Source organism: Mucilaginibacter sp. AK015 (genome assembly GCF_014200785.1).
Lineage (GTDB): Bacteria > Bacteroidota > Bacteroidia > Sphingobacteriales > Sphingobacteriaceae > Mucilaginibacter.
In genome coordinates, this window is record NZ_JACHCV010000001.1 from 1845961 (window position 1) to 1869797 (window position 23837).

The 23837-nt window shown below is 45.6% G+C and carries 14 protein-coding genes and 1 tRNA gene; 9 read left to right on the forward strand and 6 right to left on the reverse strand.

Annotated elements, in window-relative coordinates:
• Position 1: 1 nt before the first annotated feature.
• The 6 genes from HDC91_RS08280 (at position 2) to HDC91_RS08305 (ending at position 7880) form a co-directional block, all read left to right on the forward strand.
• On the forward strand, positions 2-1012 hold the full coding sequence (locus tag HDC91_RS08280) for a YCF48-related protein (protein ID WP_183550386.1): 1011 nt from the start codon (positions 2-4) through the stop codon (positions 1010-1012).
• Between the two features lie 129 nt (positions 1013-1141).
• Positions 1142-1214 (forward strand) — tRNA-Lys (locus HDC91_RS08285).
• Positions 1215-1608: 394 nt separating this feature from the next.
• On the forward strand, positions 1609-2010 hold the full coding sequence (locus HDC91_RS08290) for a hypothetical protein (RefSeq protein WP_183550389.1): 402 nt from the start codon (positions 1609-1611) through the stop codon (positions 2008-2010).
• A gap of 166 nt (positions 2011-2176) precedes the next feature.
• Positions 2177-3259: an efflux RND transporter periplasmic adaptor subunit gene (locus HDC91_RS08295; RefSeq protein WP_183550391.1), complete on the forward strand. Its 1083-nt coding sequence runs from the start codon at positions 2177-2179 to the stop codon at positions 3257-3259.
• A gap of 27 nt (positions 3260-3286) precedes the next feature.
• Entirely contained in the window at positions 3287-6454 is a 3168-nt protein-coding gene (locus tag HDC91_RS08300) for an efflux RND transporter permease subunit (RefSeq protein ID WP_183550394.1), read from the forward strand.
• Entirely contained in the window at positions 6447-7880 is a 1434-nt protein-coding gene (locus tag HDC91_RS08305) for a TolC family protein (protein ID WP_183550397.1), read from the forward strand. Before HDC91_RS08300 ends, HDC91_RS08305 begins: the two co-directional genes overlap by 8 nt.
• Before the next feature lie 215 nt (positions 7881-8095).
• Here HDC91_RS08305 and HDC91_RS08310 read toward each other — a convergent pair whose 3' ends face one another.
• The 6 genes from HDC91_RS08310 to ppsA all read right to left on the reverse strand — a co-directional run bounded on the left by HDC91_RS08310 (position 8096) and on the right by ppsA (position 19004).
• On the reverse strand, positions 8096-8404 hold the full coding sequence (locus HDC91_RS08310) for a hypothetical protein (RefSeq protein WP_183550399.1): 309 nt from the start codon (positions 8402-8404) through the stop codon (positions 8096-8098).
• Between the two features lie 362 nt (positions 8405-8766).
• Positions 8767-9534 carry a type I methionyl aminopeptidase gene (gene map / locus HDC91_RS08315; RefSeq protein ID WP_183550401.1) on the reverse strand — a complete coding sequence of 256 codons (768 nt, stop codon included), beginning with the start codon at positions 9532-9534 and terminating at the stop codon, positions 8767-8769.
• Between the two features lie 133 nt (positions 9535-9667).
• Positions 9668-11395, reverse strand: coding sequence for a RagB/SusD family nutrient uptake outer membrane protein (locus HDC91_RS08320; RefSeq protein WP_183550403.1), 1728 nt, complete (start codon positions 11393-11395; stop codon positions 9668-9670).
• A gap of 10 nt (positions 11396-11405) precedes the next feature.
• Positions 11406-14393: a SusC/RagA family TonB-linked outer membrane protein gene (locus tag HDC91_RS08325; protein WP_183550405.1), complete on the reverse strand. Its 2988-nt coding sequence runs from the start codon at positions 14391-14393 to the stop codon at positions 11406-11408.
• A gap of 302 nt (positions 14394-14695) precedes the next feature.
• Positions 14696-16288, reverse strand: coding sequence for a DUF6377 domain-containing protein (locus HDC91_RS08330; RefSeq protein ID WP_183550407.1), 1593 nt, complete (start codon positions 16286-16288; stop codon positions 14696-14698).
• Positions 16289-16388: 100 nt separating this feature from the next.
• Entirely contained in the window at positions 16389-19004 is a 2616-nt protein-coding gene (ppsA, locus tag HDC91_RS08335) for a phosphoenolpyruvate synthase (protein ID WP_183550409.1), read from the reverse strand.
• A gap of 267 nt (positions 19005-19271) precedes the next feature.
• On the opposite strand from ppsA, the gene HDC91_RS08340 reads away from it, so the two are divergent.
• The 3 genes from HDC91_RS08340 to HDC91_RS08350 all read left to right on the forward strand — a co-directional run bounded on the left by HDC91_RS08340 (position 19272) and on the right by HDC91_RS08350 (position 23819).
• Positions 19272-19643, forward strand: a complete 372-nt coding sequence (locus HDC91_RS08340; RefSeq protein ID WP_183550411.1) for a DUF2809 domain-containing protein — start codon at positions 19272-19274, stop codon at positions 19641-19643.
• Positions 19628-20419, forward strand: coding sequence for an oxygenase MpaB family protein (locus HDC91_RS08345; RefSeq protein WP_221262129.1), 792 nt, complete (start codon positions 19628-19630; stop codon positions 20417-20419). Before HDC91_RS08340 ends, HDC91_RS08345 begins: the two co-directional genes overlap by 16 nt.
• Before the next feature lie 94 nt (positions 20420-20513).
• Positions 20514-23819, forward strand: a complete 3306-nt coding sequence (locus HDC91_RS08350) for a type 2 lanthipeptide synthetase LanM family protein (protein WP_183550413.1) — start codon at positions 20514-20516, stop codon at positions 23817-23819.
• The last annotated feature ends 18 nt before the right edge of the window (positions 23820-23837 follow it).

Sequence of the window (23837 nt, forward strand, 5' to 3'; positions counted from 1 at the left end):
CATGGGTATCAAAAAATGTATCTTACTGGTAGTATTATTATCCGCAGGTATTTGCTTAAAAGCCCAGAAGATAACACCGCTTGAGCAAAACAGACCCAACAGCTTTCGCGGCCTTTCTGTAGTAAACGACAACATTGCCTGGGTTAGTGGTACAGCCGGAACTATTGGGATTACCAGGGATGGTGGCTTTACTTGGACATGGCAGCAGGTAAAAGGATTTGAAAAATGTGACTTTAGAGACATTGAAGCGTTTTCTGACACGGAAGCTATAGTTATTTCCTCCGGGTCGCCGGCCTATATTCTTAAAACAACAGATGGAGGGACAAACTGGACTATAAAATATCAAAAAAATGACACCGCATATTTTTTGGATGCAATGGATTTTTCTGACAAACAGGATGGCTTTGTTTTAGGCGATCCTATCAACAATAAATTCCTGCTGTTGCAAACCCTGGACGGAGGCGAAACGTGGAGTACTGTTGTTAATGCGCCCCTTGCTTTAAAAAATGAAGCCGCATTTGCCGCAAGTGGTACCTGTTTGCGGATAACTAACAAAATAACGATAGTTACCGGTGGAAGCAACAGTCGAATTTTGACTTCGCCGCTTATAAATCAAATGTGGACGGCCACAAGCTTACCGTTAACCGACGGTACTGCAAGCAGGGGGGCTTTCTCTGTAGCATTTGGTAACGGCAGGGCAATTATTGTAGGCGGTAATTATGCAAAAGACCGGCAAACCGATTCTGTAGCTTACTTGTTTCGGATAAACCATACAAGTTATACGGGCAGTATCCCTACATCCGGGCCTGCTGGATATCAATCGTGTGTCGAATATATTAAAGGGAATACCTTTCTATCAACCGGCACCCCTGGCACCAACGTAAGCACCGATGGTGGTAACACATGGCATAAAATTGACAGCGATAGTTACAATGTTTGCAAAAAGGCGAAAAACGGCAGTCTTGTTTTAATGGCCGGCGACAAAGGAAAATTGGCAATAGTTAAATTTTAAATTTGTGTGTTTGAAGCACTTATTGTAAACTTTACAATTTATTAAAAATAGGCTTGCGGGATATATCAATAAACCCTATATTTGCACCACTTTAAACGGAAACGGTATAACAACCGAAAGTTAAAAGTTGATTCCGTAGCTCAGCCGGTAGAGCATAACACTTTTAATGTTGGGGTCCTGGGTTCGAGTCCCAGCGGGATCACAGAGGTTTAAAAGATGACCACTGGTTTTTTAAGGTAAGAGGCGCTGAAAAGCGCCTCTTTTTGTTTAAATGCAGTTTTGCCTTCAAAACCGATGCTTTTCAAAATACTTCGTGCGCTTTTTTTAAAAATTTCAGTTCAAGTTAGTCAATGTAATTCAAAGTAATCGGTGACCTATTCGGTAACCTGTTCTTTCTTACGGAATTAGATCACCGAATTTACTGGTGTCTTGTATCAGTTATTGACGACTGTTAACCGTAATAACCAAAAATAACCTGTCCAGGTATATACCGCCCGATTTGGATAATTACGGATTAATTTTGACAAAATTTTGACAATTAAAAATTGCTATTTACGCGTTATGTGTACAAGTTGATAGTATTTTTGCGACGGCATATGAAAGTTGCGTTTTTGTTTACCCTATTTCTTTCTTTTTTACTGGTTGATGGGTTTAAAGACACGTACGCTGCTGCATCACACCATAGCACCCGGTATTTGGCTGCTTACAACTTTAAACAAACGGCAAGGCTAAAATCTGCAGCCAAACAGGATATTGCCCTTATAAAAAACTCTTCTTCTTCTGATGAAAAGGATTACCTGGCAGCCAGCCTTGATGAGGATGACGACCTTATAATTGCCAGGAAATATGTGGTAATGGCTAAAAGCCTGCTGATCATTTCGTTTGCTTTTATTTTTAGCAGTACTTATAACCACTTCAAAGACAGGCTACCATTTTGCGGGCATTTATCATTGATATGTACCCATAAATATCTCTCGCAAAGAGTTCTGCGGATTTGACATCACTCAGGCATTAATTACTGTTCCGGCTAAAAAACCACACGGGGCAGCTGGTATTGCTATACCTGTTACCGAGCTATGTTATAACTAGCTTGTAACTAATGCCATCTGCTACCGGAACATTTAAGTTCCTACCCACCAAACATTTTAATACTGTAAAAATATCATGAAAAGAACTGTGATGTTCATGAGCTTGTTTGCCATGTTGTACCATTCAAGTTGTACGTCTAAAAAAGAACAAAAAGAAGAAGTAACTAAATATGTTGTTACCAATGCGTTAAAGATGGATACCTCCTTTACTAAGGAGTATGTTTCTCAAATAAAATCGGTCCGCAATATCGAGATCAGGGCGCAGGAAAAAGGTTATCTCCAAAACATTTATGTAGACGAGGGCCAGGCGGTAAAAGCGGGTCAGTTGCTGTTCCGTATAATGCCAAAAATGTATGAGGCTGAGCTTTTAAAGGCGCAGGCCGAGGCAAAAGCCGCCGAGATAGAACTGCAAAATACAAAAACATTATCCGATAAAAATATAGTCTCAAAAAACGAGCTCTCTATGGCTCAGGCTAAACTAGACCAGGCAAGGGCCGAAATTTCGGTTGCCCGGTTACACTTGTCCTTTACCGAAATAAGAGCCCCGTTTGATGGCAACATCGACCGTATCCCATTGAAATTAGGGAGCCTTGTTGATGAAGGCGAGTTGATGACCAGCCTGTCTGATAACAGCCAGATGTTTGCTTACTTTAACGTATCTGAGCCTGAATACCTTGATTACAAAAACAATGTAAAAGGCCGCGGAAACAACAAAGTGTCGTTACTATTGGCAAACAACCAGTTGTTGCCTTATAAAGGCGAGGTAGAAACCATCGAAAGTGAATTTAACAGCGAAACTGGCAACATTGCTTTCAGAGCCCGGTTCCCAAACCCAAACAAGCTGTTAAAAAACGGCGAAACCGGTAAGGTGCAAATGACCGTTCCGCTGCACGGCGCTTTGGTGATACCGCAAAAGGCCACCTACGAGATACAGGATAAGATATACGTTTACGTGGTTGACCAAAACAATAAGCTGAGGTCGCGGAATATCACCATCAACAGTGAATTACCCGACCTGTATATAGTTGGAAGTGGTATTACAGAGAATGACAAGATACTGCTGGAAGGCGTGCAAAAGGTAAAAGAAGACGACAAGATCAGCTATACCTACCAGGAGCCCAAGCAAGTTATTTCACATCTGCAGCTTAAAACAGAATAGTGCTGCAACCATTAAAAAAAAATAACAATGTTTAACAAGTTTATACACAGGCCGGTCCTGTCTATAGTAATATCGCTTATCATCACTTTTTTGGGTGTTTTGGCAATTACGCAGTTACCGGTAACGCAATTCCCTACTATATCTCCGCCCAAGGTGAACATCACGGCCGAGTATCCCGGGGCCAATGGCGAATTGATGATAAAATCCGTAATCATTCCGCTGGAACGAGCCATTAACGGTGTTCCGGGAATGAAGTACATGACCTCAGATGCGGGCAACGATGGCGAGGCATCCATACAGGTTATATTTAACCTGGGTACCGATCCTAACCAGGCGTCGGTAAATATACAAAACCGTGTTGCCTCGGTGGTTAATAAGCTGCCGCCGCTGGTAGTGCGCGAGGGTGTAAAGATCACCCGCGAAGAATCTAACATGTTGATGTACATTAACCTGTACAGCAAGGATCCGCACATGGATCAGAACTTCCTTTACAACTTTGCCGATATCAACCTGCTATCAGAACTAAAAAGGGTTGATGGGGTGGGTTTCGCCGACATTTTAGGGAACCGGGAATATGCTATGAGAATTTGGCTGAAGCCCGACCGCATGCTGGCTTACAAAATATCGGCCGACGAAGTGCTTAAAGCCATTGATGAGCAAAGCCTGGAAGCATCGCCCGGTAAAACCGGCGAAAGCTCTGGTAAAAGGTCGGAAGCTTTTGAGTATGTATTGAAATATCCGGGCAGGCTCAGCACAAAAGAAGGTTACGAGAATATTGTTTTACGGGCCAGCGCCAACGGCGAGATCCTGCGGTTAAAGGACGTAGCCAATATAGAATTCGGCAGTTCGATGTACGACCTTTATTCAAACCTTAACGGCAAGCCCTCCGCGGCAATTGTTGTAAAGCAATCGTATGGCAGCAACGCCAGCCAGGTTATTAAGGATATTAAGGCCAAGCTGGCCGAGATCAAGGGCAGCTCGTTCCCTAAAGGGATGGATTACGAGATCAGTTACGACGTATCCAAATTTCTGGATGCATCTATCGAAAAGGTTATCCATACCCTTGTAGAAGCATTTATTTTGGTGGGCCTGGTAGTATTTCTGTTCCTTGGCGACTGGCGTTCAACGCTCATCCCGGCCATCGCGGTGCCGGTGTGTTTGATCGGCACATTCCTTTTTATGCAATATTTTGGCATCACGCTGAATTTGATCACCCTGTTTGCGCTGGTGCTCGCCATAGGTATTGTGGTGGATAACGCTATTGTGGTGATTGAAGCGGTGCATGCCAAGATGGAAGAACACCATCTTTCGCCGCTCAGCGCTACTGAAGAGACCATGAAAGAGATAAGCGGGGCTATTATTGCCATTACCTTTGTAATGGCGGCTGTGTTTATACCGGTGGCCTTTATGTCTGGTCCGGTGGGTATTTTCTACCGGCAGTTCTCTATCACCATGGCTACCTCAATTATTCTTTCGGGCGTGGTAGCTTTAACCCTTACACCCGCGCTTTGCGCCATGATGCTAAGAAACAACCATGGCAAACCCAAAAAGAAAACCTGGCTTGATAAGGTGTTGGATGGTTTTAACAACTGGTTTAACGGCCTTTCGGGCAGATATCAGCGGCTGCTGGGTGTAATAGCCAACCGAAGGGCAGTAACGTTTTTAATGCTGCTGGCTTTTTGTGTGGGCACATGGTTATTGAATACCAGCCTGCCATCGGGCTTTATCCCAAATGAGGATCAGGGGATGTTTTATGCGGTAATACAAACCCCCCCAGGCTCCACGCTGGAACGCACCGACCAGATCGCCCAAAAACTTCAAAAAATAGCCGAGGGAATGGAAGATGTAAAATCAGTTTCATCATTGGCCGGTTACGAAATCCTTACCGAGGGAACTGGGGCTAACTCCGGAACCTGTTTGATCAACCTTAAAAGTTGGGAAGATAGAAAACACTCGGTTCAGCAGGTAATTGATGAGTTGGAAGAGAGATCTAAAGACATTGCGGGCGCAACCATCGAGTTTTTCCAGCCGCCTGCTGTGCCCGGTTACGGAGCCGCGGGCGGTTTCGAGCTGCGCTTACTGGATAAAGGCGGATCAGGCGACTTCAAAAAAATGGAAACGGTGAGCCGTGATTTTGTAAAGGAGCTAAGTAAACGCCCGGAATTATCATCGGTATTCACGTTTTACAGCGCCAGCTTCCCTCAATATATGCTTAGGGTTGATAATGATATCGCCCAGCAAAAAGGCGTAACCATTGAAAACGCTATGAACACCTTATCGACTTTAGTGGGTAGTAACTACGAAACCAACTTTATTAAGTTCGACCGGCAGTATAAGGTAATGGTGCAGGCATTGCCCCAGTACAGGGCGCTGCCTGAGGATATCTTAAAACTCTACGTTAAAAACGACCGCGACGAAATGGTGCCCTTCTCGGCCTTTATGCATATAGAGAAGGTTTACGGCTTATCCGAGATCACCCGCCATAACATGTATAACTCGTCGGAGATCAGCGGAGCCTCGGCGCCGGGATACAGCAGCGGATCGGCTATTGCGGCAGTTGCCGAAGTAGCCAAAAACACCCTGCCGCGCGGGTTCGGTATCGACTGGGCAGGTATATCAAAAGATGAAGTGAGTCGTGGTAACGAAGCTATCTACATTTTCCTGATATGCCTTGGCTTTGTGTACCTGATACTTGCAGCGCAATATGAGAGCTTTTTGCTTCCGCTGGCAGTGATCCTTTCGCTCCCGGCTGGGATATTCGGCGCCTTCCTGTTGCTTAAAGTTTTCGGGCTCGAAAATAATATTTATGCCCAGGTAGCCATGGTGATGCTGATAGGGCTATTAGGAAAAAACGCGGTATTAATAGTAGAATTTGCCGTACAGCGCCATAAAGCGGGCGACTCGGTGATCAAAGCAGCCATTGAAGGTTCAGCAGTGAGGTTCCGCCCCATCCTGATGACGTCGATGGCGTTTGTGGCAGGTTTGATCCCGCTGGTATTTGCTTCGGGGCCCGGCGCTACCGGTAACAGAACAATAGGCTCGGCAGCAGCCGGAGGTATGATCTTCGGAACCATCTTTGGCGTGCTCATCATACCGGGGCTATATTACATTTTCGCAAAAATATCTGAGAAACACATTCTTATTGAGGATGAGCTGGAAAACCCTTTAACCGAAGAAATTGACAATTATGCATAAACTTAAGATATATCGGTGCTTTGCTGCGCTGGGTATTTCCCTCGCTATTGCCGGCTGTAAAATACCTAAGGCGGTGCAGCAAACCGAAAACAGGAACGTTCCACCGGCGTATACCGATAACCGCGATACCACCAATATGGCGGCCATACCCTGGCGGAGCTTTTTTACCGACCCTAACCTGGTTAACCTTTTAGATACCGCCCTGAAAAACAACCAGGAAATGATGATCACTTACCAGGAGCTGCAAATGGCCCGGAACGACATCCGTGTAAGGGAAGGACAGCTGCGGCCAACAGTTGGCGTGCGCGCCGGTGCCGGGGTAGAAAAAGTAGGACGGTACACCAGCCAGGGAGCAGGTGATGCCTCTACCGATATTGAACCGGGCAAGGAAGTGCCGGAGGCTTTAACTGATTACTCGATAGGGGCTTATGCAAACTGGGAGGCCGACATCTGGAAAAAGCTGCACAACGCGAAGAAAGCGGCGGTTGCCCGTTACCTTTCTACCGTTGAGGGCCGCAACTTTGTGCTTACCAACCTTATTGCCGAGGTTTCCGGTTCGTACTACGAGCTGCTGGCTTATGATAATCAACTGGAGATCGTGAGGCAAAACATTAAGCTTCAAAAGAACGCGCTTGAACTGGTAAAAATACAAAAGCAGGCTGCACGAGTAACCGAGCTGGCCGTTCAAAAATTCCAGGCCGAGGTTTTAAAATCGGAAAGTATGGAGTTTGATATCCTGCAAAATATCAAAGAGACTGAGAACAACATCAACTTTTTGTTAGGCCGGTACCCGCAGGAAATTCCGCGAGATAAAAGCAATTTCCTGAGCCTTACGCCGCCTATGGTGCATGCCGGTATACCATCTCAATTATTAGCGGCACGGCCAGATATTAAAAAAGCCGAGCTTGAATTAGCCGCTGCCAAGCTCGACGTTAAGGTTGCACGCGCAGAGTTCTACCCATCATTCGGCATCTCTGCCGGCTTAGGTTTCCAGGCGTTCAAGCCCTCCTACCTGTTTAAATTGCCCGAGTCGCTGTTGTATTCACTTGCGGGTGATATTGCGGCTCCGCTTGTTAACAGGGCCGGCATAAAAGCCGAATTTAACAATGCTAACGCCCGGCAATTACAAGCTATGTACAATTATGAGCGCACCATTTTAAACGCGTACATGGAAGTGTCTACACAACTCTCGAAGATAGATAACCTTGAGAAAAGTTACGATCTGAAATCGAAACAGGTAGACGCTTTAACCAAATCAATTGATATTTCGAATGATCTGTTTAAGTCGGCCAGAGCCGATTATTTTGAGGTATTAATGACCCAGCGCGACGCGCTCGAATCGAAACTTGAATTAATTGAAACCAAGAAAGATCAGCTGAACGCGGTTACCCAGGTATACCGTGACCTGGGTGGTGGCTGGAAATAATCCCGCCCAAACAAAAAGAGCTGCTTCGCATGAGGCAGCTCTTTTTGTTTAGCCAATTTGTTAGCGAGTTTTTATATCGGCCATGTTGATGGCAATCACGTTCATTTGCGGTTTCACCCTTAATACAGCCCCGTTAGCCGGCTTAGAAAATGTGCCTTTTTCTGTTTTAAGCTGATAATTATTACCCTCGAAACGGCAACCTATACGCCTTGAAATTATTTTATAAAAGGCAGTTGGGCGGTTGCAAAAGTATTAAGGTCCAGATACCAGCTACACCTGGCATTGCTCACCAATTTTATATTTACACGGCCCTCGCTCAGGTCCTTTTCCAATGAGCCACGAACGGTTGTTAACGGCCATGAAATATGCACCGCGGCTGTACCCTTGTTGGTAAAATGCGGATCCCCGCCTTTCAGCAGCACCTCTTTGCCGTTAACTAATGCTTCAAACCGCATGCCTGCAATCTCGCCGGCTTTGCTCCAGATATAGCCGTCGACTACCGGGAGGCGAGGACAATTTTGCATAAAGCACGTTAGCAGAAATTCCCATTTGCGATACGGGCAATAAAATACGGCTTAAGACTGGTTTTGTTAAACCTATGATCTGGAAGGCTGTATAGCTGCCAATTGGTGTTTTCATTTGGGATCTAAATGCTATTGTTAGTGATGCGAGCGCCCGTAATTCGGCTTTCTTAATCTAATTAAAAGTAAATTTATCGAACCCTTCAAAATATAATCCCAGCGGGATCACCTCCAGGGACAAATCAGGTAAAATTGATTTGTCCCTTTTTTGTCTCTATCTTTTTGATTACCTACGAGGTTTGTAAACCTAATGGTCTTACATTTACATAGGGAGTTAGAAACCGTCAGGAAGTATCGACTGAATTCTATTGATCCCAAATACCATTCTGCGCAGTAAGTATTACTGGCTGGCCACCTGTAACCATAATGGTATGTTCATGCTGGGCTACAAAACCTCCCCTGTTACCGATAAGTGTCCATCCGTCGGCTTGCGTATCGGCAATGGTCGACCGGGTTGATATAAAAGTTTCTATTGCTACTACCGAATTCTTCTTAAACCGCGTTGTATTATATTTATCGCAATAGTTTGCTATCTCATGCGGTTCTTCGTGCAAACTGCGGCCCACACCATGGCCTGTAAGGTTTTTTATTACTGTATACCCGGCTTTCTTCGCCTCGGTTTCTATTAGCCTGCCTATCTCTGAAACCCTTACACCACCTTTGATATTACTGATGGCCTTTCGCAATATCTCTTTCGATGTGTCAACCAGTTTGCCATGCCCATGAATATCCTCGCCCAACACAAATGAACCGCCGTTGTCGGCCCAATAGCCGTTTATTTCTGCTGATACATCGATATTTACCAGGTCACCCTCTTTTAATATCTTATTTGCCGATGGTATGCCATGCGCAGCCTCTTCGTTGATGCTAATACATGTATAGCCAGGGAAGTCATAAGTTAACTTAGGTGCGGAGCATGCGCCCATTTGTGCCAGCAATTCACCGCCGTACTCGTCGAGTTCCTTTGTTGAAATACCAGGCCTGGCAAATTCGCGCATCTTTTTAAGCGCGATCGCAACAGCGTCGCTTGCTTGTTGCATACCTATTCTTTCCTCCTCTGTAGTTATTGACATTTCAAATTTTTATCTACGTCAAAATTAATGATTAAGATCCATTTCAATGCGCTGACGACGCTTTCCTGACATTCTATAAAAAAAGCGGCGCCCTCATTTTGAAGACGCCGCCGCATAAACCAATCAACCAATCTTAATAACCCGGATTTTGCTTTAATTGCGGGTTTATATTAAGAATATCTCTGCCTATAGGGAAAATCTCCGTATGGTTATCAGCATCAGGTTGCTTATCCCACCAGGTACCGGTGGAAAACACCCCCCAGCGTATCAGGTCGGTACGACGGCGGTTTTCCCCCAGGAACTCCCTGCCCCACTCATCCAGCATTTCCTGATCGGTTAACTGGCTGCCATCCGCTTTGTACAAGCTTGGAGATCCCTCCGGATAGTTACGCTTCCTTACCTGGTTCAGCAGTTGTGCTGCCCCTGCCTTATCGCCTTTACGATAAAGGCATTCGGCCAGTGTATAGTAGATCTCCGTAAGCCTTATTTCTGCATAAGCTGATGTAATACGGTTAGGATCTGGCGTAGGGTAAATGGGATATTTAACTAAAAACACACCCGAGTTATGATCTGCATGATTCATGTTCGATTCTTTATCAGCGATCTTTGTGCCGGGTTTAGCACCAAGGAATTGGCCTACCTGGTCGCGAATGAACAATGGATATGGCCCTTTGTTGCCCCGTACGGTGTCTTGCACAGTTTTACCATCCACTACACGTGTAAACGGCAAATAACCGTATAAGAACATGCCTTCGCGGGTACTATTGCCCAGGTTTTTATACTTTTTTAAGCGAAGATCATCTGGGTATCTTTGAAACTTAACAAATGGCTTGCCCAGTTGAAAGTTATATTCAACGCTGTCTACATCGCGGCCGGGCTGCAGTGCAAAACGCGGATTAGCACCACCCCAATCAGAAAATCCTAAATATAGAGGAGCATCATAGGTAATACTCCACCAATACATGCCGCCGTCATACTGCCAGTGCGTACGGGCTAAAGTACCGGGGAAGCCATAAATAGTTTCAGAGTTAACTGTTTTGTTTGTATAGTCAAACGGTGCATCCCAACGCGTATCCAACTGGTAGCTACCATACTTACCGGTGATAATATCACGGCATACTGCTTCGCATTCAGCGAATTTTTCAGTGCCAGTGTAAACCTTGGCGTTTAAATATAATCTCGCCAAAAGAGCGGCTGCACCTGCCTTTGTCCAGCGGCCTATACCATTGGCGCCAAGCTGGTCGCGGGTTGGCAAACCAGGTATTGACTCGGTTAATTCCTTTTCGATGTAAGCGAAAGTTTCCTGAGGGGTTGATTGCGGGTTACCTTGAGTCGAGCTTTTAACATCGGTAACAATTTCTATATTCCGGTAAAAGTCAAACGCCCTTAGGTAAAACCAGGCACGGAGCGTACGCAGTTCGGATTTAAAATCCGCCAGCTCTTCAGGAGTAACACTTAATTTCGCAGGGTCTGATATAGCTTCCATATCCTGCAATGAATTGGTGGCTAAAACAATCCCCTGGTAGAAATTTTTCCATGCACCGCTTGTAAAACCATCGTTAATATTCCATGTGTGATAATGCATACGCTGATAGTAACCTCCGTCCTGCCAATCGCCCTGGCGGTTATAGGTACCTATCTCATCACTGGCATTTTCGCCTGCCGCATATACGTCGTTACCTTGTATACTCCAGTAACCGTGCTCAAAGGGGCGAAGAAAATCGCGAATAACATCATCTCGACGGGTTAAGAAACCTGCGGCATCTACCTTATCGTAAACGTGCTCATCCAGTTTTGTACAACTGCCGCCAACAAGTGCCGTTAGCAACAATCCTGTTATATATAATTTGTGCTTTTTCATGTTATTAAGATTAGAATGTTGCCTGCAGACCAAATATTAGTTGAAGGGTTGATGGGTAATAGTTCAGCGACGTATTAACACCCGGAGTAAGGCCGTTTATTTGTATCAGGTCAGGGTCGCCACCTGTGTATTTGGTAAACGTGTGGATATTCCTTCCGGCTGCGTATAGCCTTACAGATTTAAGATATTTTGATCTTAGCGGCTGTGTGTAACCCATTGATACATTATCGATCTTTACAAACGAACCTGATTCAAGGAAGTAATCAGATGCAATTGATGTAGTAGAGTTGTTGGTCAGTTTTGAATATTTGCTTTTACCATCATATGCCGATTTAAGCACATTTGCGTCAGGTTGGCTTGACGGTGTACCGAGGTAAAACGCGGGGGTGTTGAATATTTTGTATCCAAATGCTCCTCGCAGAAAGATATTTAAATCAAAGCGTTTATACTGAAAACTGTTATTCATTGACGCTACGAATTTTGGCAAACCATTACCTACAAATTGTCTGTCCTGATCGGACGCCTGATTAGCTACTACAATTGTTCCGTCATTTTTGTATACAAGTAATTCGCCGTTATCATTTACACCGGCAGAACGCAAAGTATAAAACTCGCCTATGCTATGCCCTTCCTGTATCCGTTGGATTGCCCCTGGCGAACCGGGTGCCGGTAAACCTGCAACATCCTGAAACGGCGCTCCTTTATAAAGATCATTAGAAAAAGAAATGAATTTGTTTTTATTATAAGAAAAAGCAACACTGGCGTTATAGTTAAATTGACTGCCCCTCACAATGTGACCAGTCAAAGTTGCCTCGATACCGTTGTTGCGCATTGTACCCACATTGGTGAAAGTATTATCTTGCGGGTTTGGCGGAAGTGGGACTTGATAAGAGCCCAGCAAATCTTTATTGGTGCGTACATAGTAATCAATAGAACCGCTTAAACGGCTGTTTAGCATTGTGAAGTCTACACCTACGTTGATGTTTGTAGAACGCTCCCAGCTTAGGTTAGGGTTTACGTTCTGAGCCGGGCCATACACCTGGTATTGCACGCCATTAAACGGGAAATATCCGGCACCACCATATAACAGCAACGAAAGGTAGTTGCCAAAATCCTGGTTACCGGTTATACCATAATCCGCCCTTATTTTTAAATCGTTGATCCATGACGCGCTATTCTTCAAAAACTCTTCTTCAAATATGCGCCAGGCACCGGAAACGGCAGGAAAATCGCCCCATTTGTTATTTGCACCAAACTTTGATGAACCCTCGTGACGTAAACTCGCAGTAAGGATGTACTTGCTGTCAAAATCATAGTTTAACCGTCCGAAAAAAGCTATAAGTGTTGAACCGTTTTGGGTTGATCCAACAGCCGACTGCCCCTGGCCGGCTGCCCCACCATTGTACAAGCCCGAGCCCAGGTTATTCCAAAGGTAGATGTCGAAAGGGAAGTCGTAGTTCTGTGCAGAAAACTGTTTATAGTTATATACCGAATACGAGTAACCACCCAATAATTTAAAATGATTGCGCCCCAGGTTAAGCGAGTAGTTACCCGTCCACTCTACGTTCTTTTGATCATTTTCCTCCTGGCTTTGCGATGCATAGTTAGTTTGAGTGGTTTTGTTTGCGTGAACGATACTCGACAGTGTCGAGGGCGCAAAGTTCATGCTGCGGGCAGAACGGCTTATCTCAGAAATAGTAACCGTGGTGCTCAGGTTTTTCAGGATGTTGGCTTTTAATGATGCATTCATGTCCAACTCCTTAATGTCACCTTCTGATTTAATGAGCCGGCCGTTCTCAACCGGGTTGTTTGAGAAGAAACCCGTGTTGATGTAGCTATACTTACCCTTATCATCGTAGATGGAATAAGTTGGGTTAAGCGTTAAAGCGTTGTTAAAGTTGCCCTGGTCTGCGTTACTGGTCGTCATGAAACGGGGTGCAACGTTCAGCGTGGCGGTAAGGAAGTTATCGTCGGTAGTATGCGTAATATTGATACGTGCTCCATATTCTTTTTTATGCGCCCTAAGGTCGATCCCATCAGCATTCCGATAATCTGCCGAAGCAAAATAATTTGTTTTGTCTGAACCCCCAGACATCTGTACAGTATGTTTCTGGCTAAACGCAGGAGAATTGGTAACAGCTTTCAACCAGTCGGTACGGGCGCCGTAATCCTGGCCTTGCTTGGCTGATACCCGGTACTTCACAAAGTCGTCAGCCGAAAGGTTTTCAAGGCGGTTTGTCACATAATCGAACGCTGCGTAACCATCATAAAAAAAACGCGATTGTGATGTGCCTTTCTTGGTGGTAATAATAATAACGCCATTGCTGCCGCGGGTACCGTAAATTGCTGCTGCTGCCCCGCCCTTCAGTACGTCGATACTTTCAATATCATTTTGATTAATGTTATCAATATTACCACCCGGGATACCGTTAACCACGTAAAGCGGGCCTAAGCCTGCATTACGGGATGATATACCACGCAATTGTACGTTTGGTGATGAATTAGGGTCGCCGCTGGCTGTGTTGGTGATGGTTAAGCCTGCAACTTTTCCTTGTAAAGACATCAAGGGGTTGTTTGCTGATACCGGTAAAAGGTCTTTGCCTGATACGTGGGCAATGGCACTTGATACCTCGCGTTTATCAAGCGTGCCGTAACCTACACTCACTATCGTTACCTCGCTAAGGGCATTGCTGGATTGGGTTAAAGTAATGTTTAATGTTGTAGCACCCGTTAACGGTACTTGTTTGGTTGTGTAACCTATAAATGTTAAGGTAAGGCTCTTTGCCGTTGATGGTATGCTCAGGCTATATCGGCCGTTGGCATCGGTAGTGGTTCCAATAGTGGTACCTGTTACAACAACGCTTACACCAGGCATTGTCGAGCCATCAGCGCTGTCGGTTATTTTGCCGCTTATGGTGGTGTTTTGAGCCATCGCCGTGCCGCCAAGCATTAGCAGCAGCACAATCGCGCTTATACTAAGTAAAAATTGTTTATACATAAAATTGATTTAGTGGGTAAATGGATGGTTTGCCGGCACGATGCCCCGGCCAGGCAATGCACGGCGCATTAAGGAGGCGCCTTCTCGCAAACAGCGTTTCTCATGATCAAAAAGATTTTGTAGGTAGTAAAACCGGATGTCTCCGGGATGTATTGGTTTACAGTGCAAGTACGCCCTGTTAATTGGCAAATACAAGCCGCCGTAACGCCCGCCGCGAAAAATCTAAATCGTTAAAAAAATAACTGTTTGTTTTACAGGTATTTAAAAAATCGCAAGGAGAGAAAAATCAAAGTAAAGTAAGCCTATTCGGTGGCAATTTCTATACCCATAATGCGTTGTTCAAAGTCGTCGCCCGGAATAAGGGCCTTAGTACGCAGGCGAAAACGGTAGGTATAAACGGTATTCACGGTATATTCTAAAATATTTGCGATCATTTCGTTGTTGTTAATGCCCAAACGCATTAGGGCAAGTATCCGCAGTTGGGTAGTAAGCGTACCTGCAGCCTTTGGCTTAAACTGGTCTTCTTCAGGCAGCATGGCGTTTACCGCTTCAATAAAATCGGGGAATAATTTTAAAAATACCTGGTCAAAAGTATTGAACAGCCGCTGGCGTTCCGCGTGTATGTCTACGTTTTCCAACTGGCGCAGGGCCTCGTCAAAACTGCCCGACTTTACCTTTCTATGCACCTGGTTCTTCAGCTTGTCAAGCTTAACAATGTGCCGCGATAGCTCACTGAAAAAAAAACCAATGTATTCTTCTTTTATTCGCCCCTCTTCCCATAACATATTATTCTGTTTGGCCAAAAGCCGGTTGGTCTCGCGTATCACACGTTCGCCTGCCCGTACTTTTTTTAGCTGCACAAAAATAATAAAGCCCACAAGGCCGGTAATTATCGTTATCACCACTACCGATGCCAGGAATATCAGGAAGTGCTGCCGCTCGCGTTTGGCACTCATGTCGCGCTCGGCGGCTACTACCGGCAATGCACGCGCAACCTGGTAACGTTGCATACGCGCACCAAATTTGTTGGCCTGGTCAAGCGCCTGTTGTAAAAAGAAGTAGGCATCATCAAGCCTTCCCCGGTCAAAAAGGGCGTTACCTAATTCGAGCATGGCCTGTGCCCTATAGGTAGAGGTACGCACATCATTTATAGCGGCTATGGCCAGCAGCCTCAGTTTTTCGTCGCCGGTACGATAACGGCTTAAGCCGGTAACTACCATCGCTTCCTCGTGTGCAGAAAGTTTGCGGTTCATCAGCTCCATATAATACCGCGACGGGTGAGGCCCTATGTTTGGTTGTTGCTGCGCCTTTAATATCAATTGCTCAAAGGACCCGCTATCTGCTAACGCGATGGCCGAGTCGAGGTAACGATACTTCCTTTCGCGGTCCTCGGGCGCATAAAAACGATCGGCATTGTACTTCGACAGATCAGACCATGCCCAGGAATAGAGTACATAGTATGATTTTTTCAGCTGCTTGTCTAACCACCTGCGTTTTACTTCGCGCAGGCAATCAAATGTTTCCTTAAACATGCCCGATGTTATAAGCGTTGTGCCTAAACGCAGCCTGTTCTCCGCAAGTTTCCTGTTATCATGTAGCTGTACGCTGATATCTATCAGCTTTTGGGCGTAATGAAAAGTAGAGTCGAAACGGTAATCTTTAAAAGCCTCGAACAGGCCCAAAGTGGCGTTATATTTCGCCATCAGATCCGACGGTTGTTTTGCATTAAGCTTTTGCCTTAGCGCGGCAATCTGTTCGTCTTTTAGCTTGTCATATATACTTTTACGGGCTATCTCGGCCCTGAGCACTTTCAGCAAACTGTCGGACGGCGCCGGTGATGCCGCATTAGCGATAAGCGGCAAACCTACCAGAACGAATAGCAAAAGCTTTTTCATAGTTACGCTTTTTGATAAGCAATTCGCAAAGCTAACTGAATAACTGTATATTTGACGGTGTTTAAAACGGAAATTTACTTTTGTTTATTTGCGCGCGCTTTTATAATAACTCAATATAGCCGTCTGTACCGTTTACACGAATGCGCTGTCCGTCTTTAATGGTTTTGGCAACATTTTCTACACCCACAACTGCCGGCAAGCCGTATTCACGTGCTATTACCGCACCATGGGTCATCAGTCCGCCTACTTCGGTTACCAGGCCTTTTACAGATACAAATAGAGGCGTCCAGCTGGGGTCGGTAAAAGGGGTCACCAAAATATCCCCTTCTTGTATATCCGCATCTTCCATTTTTAAGATAACCCTGGCGCGCCCCTCCACCACGCCGGATGAAACAGCCAGGCCCGCAATGGCGCCTGCCGGCAGGTTTTCAGGCCTGTAGCTGCTGTGTATGATTTCACCATCTGATGTCATTACACGCGGCGGGCTGAGCTTTTTGTACAATTCATAGTCCTCCTTTCGTTGGGTGATCAATTCGTAATCCAGTTTGCCGGTGGTAACCACCTCCCGCAATTCGTTAAAAGTGAGGTAGTATATATCTTCTTTCTCGCGGATAACTTTTATCTGTGTTAGGCGGGCTGCTTCTTTTAGTAAAGCCTGCTTATAAATAAAATAGCGGCTAATGATGCTGTATTTCGGATACTCGCGATAGCCTGCATAATTTCGTACCAGGTCTGTCATGCGTTTAAACTCGCGGGCTTTTTCCGCTCCACCCGGTAATTGTTTTAACCTGTGTAATAACTCCTGCTCTTTTTCCAGGGCTTCGCGCCGCCCTTGCTCAAACTTCCTGGCCCGGGCGCCGGGTTCAAAATTTTTGATATTGCTTAATATCAGGGGCACCAATGTTGCCGGTTTTTCGCTCCAACGGTCTCTTGTGATATCAATTTCGCCGGCACAACGCATCCCGTATTTATTTAGATAAGTATCAAACGCGTCACGGGTTTCCTGTCCGCCATCAAATTGAAGCAGTCCGTCCAAAAATTGATCATCCTTTATGTGTTGCAAATACTCAATTACCTGCGGGTATGGGCGAATCACATCCGCAACTTCGAGCAAATCCAGGCCCATTTCCGAAGTAATGTTATCAGGCACCGATTGCGAAAGCTTATCAGCCACGTTCTTCTCGCCCAACCACAACTCTATTTTCTCATTGATCCATGATGCCGCATTCATAGCCGTCATAATCACGCCCATACTTTGGGGCTCTGCTATGCCCTTTTTTAATTCCCCAATATTTTCCAGGATAAAGTCAAACAAGGCCGGGCCCGATTTTGGCAGGATATTTTGTTTCAACGCATTTATTGCTGCCTGGCTGCGGTTTATCAAACCGGAAACCATTGCCGGGTCGTATTCGTTCAGGGCCTGGTAATTAGGCAGTGGCGCCGGTTTACCGTCTTTAGCCGGTACCGGGTTTGTGTTATCATCCGATACCGTTTTTATAAAATCACCGCGGTCTACAACGGTTGTCAACGCCTCTTTTACCAGTGGGTCAAATTTTCCCAGCGTATTTATTATCGTGTTCCTGGTGCCGGGCGAAGCCAGCATTTGAGTAACATCTGCAAATAAGCGCCCCCCGGCTACGCGCATATGTGCAGGGGTTGTTAACAGCCAAAACGACAATCCCAATGGTTTCATGGCATCGGTCATCATTTGCTGGTGACCTACGGATATATACACATGGTTTTCAGTGTCGTTCACTTCCGGGATGGGGTATAAAGTAGTAATGGGGCGGCTTTGTACAATATAGAAGGTGTCGCCGGCCAAACACCATTCTATATCCTGCGGGCAGCCGAAGTATTGTTCTATCAATCTGCCTGTACCCGCAAGTTCCAATATCTGCGCGTCTGTAAGCGCTTGCCTGCTTTGCTGCGCGTCTTCTATCTCCGCTTGCTTAACACCGCCATTTTTCAGCGCGTATATAGCCAGTTTTTTTGCTGATATCTGCTTATATGTTAGTTCGCCGTTGCATACTTTATAATTATCAGCATTCACCAGGCCGGATACAAGGGCCTCGCCCAAACCGAAACCGGCATCAATAGATACTACCTTTCTGTTCGAGGTGACCGGATCGGCGGTGAACATGATCCCTGCCGCACCGGGGAAGATCATTTTTTGGATCACAACGGCCAGGTAAACCTTAGGATGATCAAAACCGTTTTGCATGCGATAAAATATGGCCCGCTCAGTAAACAATGATGCCCAGCACTTGCTGATATGCTTTAGTATCTCCTCTTTGCCAATAACATTCAGGTAAGTGTCCTGCTGGCCGGCAAATGATGCTGTGGGCAGGTCCTCGGCCGTAGCGCTCGACCGCACCGCATACGCATGCCCGTCGCCAAACTTTAAAAGTGAGTTACTAACCTCATCCTGTATATCTGCAGGGATAGCTATAGCCTCAATAACACGGCGTATCTCTCTGCTCATATCAGCTATCCTATCCCTGTCGGCAATTTTTAAAAGCGCCAATGCGTCAAGTAATTGCTTAAATTGCGGTGATGTGCTCAAGGCCTTATTAAAAGCCGCCGTGGTAACACAAAAACCACCGGGCACTTGTATGCCACCAAGCCTGCTAAATTCTCCGAGATTGGCGCCTTTGCCACCAGCCAGCGCAAGTTGCGTGCTATCTATTTCCTGAAAGTCAAGTACGTAATCACCCATATTTTACTTATTTTTTATTGCCAATAGTTCAAATATATCTATGCTTTTACAGCTGAAACCCTTTTTCAAACTATATTTTTTCGCGCGAACTATATGCTCGTTTTTTACGTTTACCAATTATACACCACCATTTAAGGCTTCTCTATTATACCCCAAAAGCCTATATTTCTTAACAACGTGCTCACCCTCCCGGCAACCTTGTTGTCAGCAAAAATTTGCTTTCCTAAAATATAATTAGTTACTTTGAAAAACAAAGTACTTTTAGTTATGCTTAAGTTAAATAAAGTATACTTCGTTTTAGCGTTGATATTTTTAGCTACGGAGGTCCTGATAGGTGTTTGTCTGCACGATGCCTTTATACGCCCTTACGGCGGCGACTTTTTGGTGGTGATATTGCTTTATTGCGGTATACGCAGCTTTGTTGATTTTAACAGTAACTACACTGCCATAAGCGTATTGCTGTTTGCCTACCTGGTAGAGTTTAGTCAGTGGTTGCACTTAATTAACCGGCTCGGCCTGCATAACTCGGCCATAGCCCGGCTTATACTGGGCACAAGTTTCGCGTGGAATGATATATTGATGTACACTTTGGGCGTATTGTTCGTTTGGTTGATAGAAAGGTTATGGAGAGCGATATAAGATATTTTGTTGGGGAGGACTCGATTGTACGGAAAATCTGGGCTAACGCCGATACGGTGTTGTTTGTTTTCGCCGGAGCGGCCGCCGAGTTCGCGCTTAACAAAGCGGTAGACTGGCTATACTTTACCGGGAAACTGCCTGCCGACCCGCTGGGGCGACTGTTCTCAACCGTTACTTACTCGCACCGGATATTATTTTCTACTGATGATGGCGCCCACGCGGCTATCGATCAAATAAACGCCATACATCAGCACGTAGAAACCGCCCGCGGCAACAAGATACCCAACTGGGCCTACCTGGATGTATTGGATATGCTGATAGATTATTCCATCCGCTCGTACGAATTGCTCGAAAGAAAATTAAGCGATGCCGAAAAAGCAGATGTGTTTAACATATTTTACAAGGTAGGCACACGGATGAACCTGAAAGGCTTAGCTTGTGATTACGAAGAATGGGCAGCACAGCGGGCTTTTCGTTTAAAACTTAATTTGCAATATGGCGATCTTACCCGCGACCTTTATCAGCAATACCGCAAACATTTGGGCGCGCCGCGGTATTGGCTGTTAAAAAAGGTACAGGCGCTGCTTGTACCAACACCGGTAAAAAATTTACTTGGTCTTAAAGGCGCCCCACTTAAATCCTTGCTTTTTCTTTACAAACTATCGGGCGTTATAAAGCTAAAACATATTTTACGGGATACGTTGCTGCCGGTTGAGTACAAATGCCAGATAAGAGCTTTGGATAAAGGCTTTATGATATCTACCAAACATATGTAAACCAGCTAAAAAAGCCCTTTTATTAGGTGAAAAAAAACCTTTTATACCAGCATAATATATTATTATATTTATTGAAACCTTATTGATTCAATAAATGGACCCGAAAGCAGCTGTTTTATCTGATGGACAGACCGACATTTTCGACTTATCTATTCGGGGCCAGTTTTTAACAGAGCGCATCAATCAACCCGGGGCATACAGCCCGTCTATCCCTGCGGATGATATGGTTGAAAAGCGGTTTACAAAATGGGCGCAGACCGCTGCCCAGGGCAAAGCAGACTTATTCTTGAAGCGTTTAAGCTGGGATGGGCTTGACGAAGGTTCAGCACGGCGCTTATTGGCTGATGGTGATTTTTATCCTGATTCAAACACAGGCAATTGGACAGAGATCCTTGAAAATTGCATGAAAGCCTTAATGTTATTTTCGCCCGAAACGATTGACCCGGCTACACGCGAAAGCTTACTTACACAGGTGCCCTTTTGGGAACTTTGCTACCCGTTTGCGCAATACGCCAGGGAACGGCTTGATGTACTGATAGCCGATGATCCGCAGATATTTAATAATGCACTCATAACACCCGATGTTTTAGATCAATTTCAGGCCGCGCTGCTTAACCAATTGGCAGATGATATGGGTTCGTGCCTGTATAACGAATTTAAAGAGTATCGACCGAAAGCCATCAATCAACTGAACATATTATTGCAGGAACCGGTATTTACTACTGAAAAAGACAGGCACTATCAGGCATTTGTAACCCGCGAAAAAGCAAACGGGCTTTCGGACTTTTTCACTAAATATGCAGCCCTGGGGAGGGTAGTTACCTGCCGTATCGCCGGCTGGCTGGAAACAACCGCCGAGTTCCTTATTCGCTTACAGCAGGATTTACAAGCTATCCAAATAAAGTTTGGGCCGGGCTTTAATAAGGCATTAAAAGTCGAGCCCGGTTTATCAGACTATCATAACGGCGGCAGGACGGTAATAGCCGTACACTTTGCATCGGGTGATAAATTGGTTTATAAGCCAAAAAATGGCGGGGTTGAAGCAGCTTATTATAGTTTTTTAACGTGGTGCAATTACAACATGCAGGATAACAACTGCGCCTTTCATGTATCTGCCATACTCGATCTCGATACGCACTGCTGGGTGCAATACATCGATTTCAACTCATGTACCGAGCCCACCCAGATCGCGCGCTTTTATGAACGCTCGGGCATGTTGCTGGCAGCGATATACCTTTTGGGCGGGGTTGATTGCCATTACGAGAATCTTATTGCGATGGGCGAATATCCTGTTTTGGTTGATACCGAAACCTTACTGCACCCTTATGTAAATAAAGCTGTTTTTGGCCAGCACGAAACAAAGGCATCCAACGATATGGAAGAGCTTTTTTGGGATTCGGTATTGCGTACCGGGATGCTACCCCGCTGGGAATTTGGTAAAGACCCAAAAATGTCGGTTGATGTTAGCGGGTTCGGCAGTGAAGACCAGGGCCAGGAACGCATCAAACGCCTGGAATGGCTCGGCATCAATACCGATTCCATGTCGCGGAAGTATAAAGAATATGAGCGGCCGCAGAAACAAAATATGCCCTTGTTAAATGGCCAAGCAGTTTCGTTTCAGCCTTATACAGACAATATTATAGCCGGCTTCGAAAGATTTTACCAATTTATTTACAGCCTATCGCCGCTTGAAAAAAAAATCGTCTCTGACTTTTTTAAGAACCAAAAGATCCGCTACGTATACCGGTCTACCAATATCTATACAACCATATTACGCAATGCCATGCAGCCCGAAGCACTGCAAACCGGCATAGATTTTAGCATAGAGGTCGACGTGCTCGCAGCAGCCTATATCTCAGAAAAACAACTGCCCATAAGCTGGCCCATATTTGAAGAAGAACGCACCGACCTGCTTAACCTGGATATCCCCTATTTTTCGTGTTCAACCGGCAGTACCGCGCTAACGCTTAGATCGGGCACGGTTATCCCAAATTTTTTCAGGTCGGCAAGTTTTAATGACCTTGTTGGGCGGATAGCGTGTATGTCGCCTGCAAAACTCGCGCAGCAGGTCAGTATTATCCGCGGGGCGTTTCACGCGCGTTTTTCGCAAAACTACGAGCGGTTGGAAGCTTTAAAAGAAAGAAAGCCCTTATCTAATGATATCCCGTCAAAACTTAATCCCGATGAATTACTCGCTGAGGCCGTTAGAATTGGGAATGCGATAGAAAACACGGCGATTGCAGCCGCGGATAGCTTAAACTGGATAGGCCTTGCTCACTTCCCCGAGGCCGACCGCTATCAGCTACAGCCGCTTGACGATAGCTTGTACAGCGGGCGATGCGGTATAGCATTGTTTTTAGCCACTTTATATCAAGTTAGTGGCGTTGAAAAATATAAAACTTTAGCCCTCAATTCCATATCTGCACTGCGCGCCAACCTGCAAGTGGCCGACGAGGCCGAGCGGGAAGAAGTTGCACGGCTTTTGAAAATTGGTGCGGCATCGGGCATAGGCTCGTTTATATATGCGCTCACTCGTATAGCAGATCTGTTAAATGAGTCTGAATTACTAACCGATGCTTATAAAGCGTCAACCTTCCTCACCAAAAAAGTCATCAGTGAAGACCGGCATCTGGATATCATAAGCGGAAGCTCGGGCGCAATTTTGGGCTTGTTGGCATTATATAAGGGCACTAAAAACCAAGATGTTTTACAACGCGCCATTTGGTGCGGCCAACACTTGGCATCGCAAATCTCTGCCTATGACGGGCACCAGGCCTGGCTAACCTTTGAGGATACCCCGCTTTGCGGTTTCGCGCACGGGGCAGCGGGTATTGCTTACGCGTTACTTCGGCTTTATGCGGTTACCGACGATACCCTCTTTTTAGAAACGGCTAATAAGGGAATAGCATTTGAGGATGCCATGTACTCGGCAGCACACAAAAACTGGCCCGATCTGCGGTCGTTTTCTTTCAAAGAAGGCACGTATGGGTTTACCACCACCTGGTGCCATGGCGCGCCGGGCATTGGCCTGGCAAGGCTTGCTACTTTGGACATTAATCCCTCACCTGTTACACAACAACACATTAATGCCGCAATAGACTGCACCCTTGAATTTGGCACAGACCACCCCGATTATTTATGCTGCGGAAATTTCGGCCGAATGGATTTTTTGCTGGAAGCCTCCCGCAAATTGAACAGGCCACAGCTCCGTGACCAAGCGGAGGTGATAACCGCCCGGATACTCAAACAGGCCGCCGAAGAAGGCAACTATCAGTTGTTTTGCAATACTCCGAGTACCGCGTTTAAACCGGGGCTGTTCCTTGGGATGGCGGGTATCGGGTATCAATTACTGCGCTTGTATGCATCGAATGTCCCATCGGTATTATTATGGGAGTCTTAATTTTTAATATTAACCTAA

Excerpts from the sequence above, each read along its gene's own strand:
- HDC91_RS08280 (WP_183550386.1), top strand. The coding sequence starts at position 2 with ATGGGTATCAAAAAATGTATCTTACTGGTAGTATTATTATCCGCAGGT.
- HDC91_RS08290 (WP_183550389.1), top strand. The coding sequence starts at position 1,609 with ATGAAAGTTGCGTTTTTGTTTACCCTATTTCTTTCTTTTTTACTGGTT.
- HDC91_RS08295 (WP_183550391.1), top strand. The coding sequence starts at position 2,177 with ATGAAAAGAACTGTGATGTTCATGAGCTTGTTTGCCATGTTGTACCAT.
- HDC91_RS08300 (WP_183550394.1), top strand. The coding sequence starts at position 3,287 with ATGTTTAACAAGTTTATACACAGGCCGGTCCTGTCTATAGTAATATCG.
- HDC91_RS08305 (WP_183550397.1), top strand. The coding sequence starts at position 6,447 with ATGCATAAACTTAAGATATATCGGTGCTTTGCTGCGCTGGGTATTTCC.
- HDC91_RS08310 (WP_183550399.1), bottom strand. The coding sequence starts at position 8,404 with ATGCAAAATTGTCCTCGCCTCCCGGTAGTCGACGGCTATATCTGGAGC.
- map (WP_183550401.1), bottom strand. The coding sequence starts at position 9,534 with ATGTCAATAACTACAGAGGAGGAAAGAATAGGTATGCAACAAGCAAGC.
- HDC91_RS08320 (WP_183550403.1), bottom strand. The coding sequence starts at position 11,395 with ATGAAAAAGCACAAATTATATATAACAGGATTGTTGCTAACGGCACTT.
- HDC91_RS08325 (WP_183550405.1), bottom strand. The coding sequence starts at position 14,393 with ATGTATAAACAATTTTTACTTAGTATAAGCGCGATTGTGCTGCTGCTA.
- HDC91_RS08330 (WP_183550407.1), bottom strand. The coding sequence starts at position 16,288 with ATGAAAAAGCTTTTGCTATTCGTTCTGGTAGGTTTGCCGCTTATCGCT.
- ppsA (WP_183550409.1), bottom strand. The coding sequence starts at position 19,004 with ATGGGTGATTACGTACTTGACTTTCAGGAAATAGATAGCACGCAACTT.
- HDC91_RS08340 (WP_183550411.1), top strand. The coding sequence starts at position 19,272 with ATGCTTAAGTTAAATAAAGTATACTTCGTTTTAGCGTTGATATTTTTA.
- HDC91_RS08345 (WP_221262129.1), top strand. The coding sequence starts at position 19,628 with ATGGAGAGCGATATAAGATATTTTGTTGGGGAGGACTCGATTGTACGG.
- HDC91_RS08350 (WP_183550413.1), top strand. The coding sequence starts at position 20,514 with ATGGACCCGAAAGCAGCTGTTTTATCTGATGGACAGACCGACATTTTC.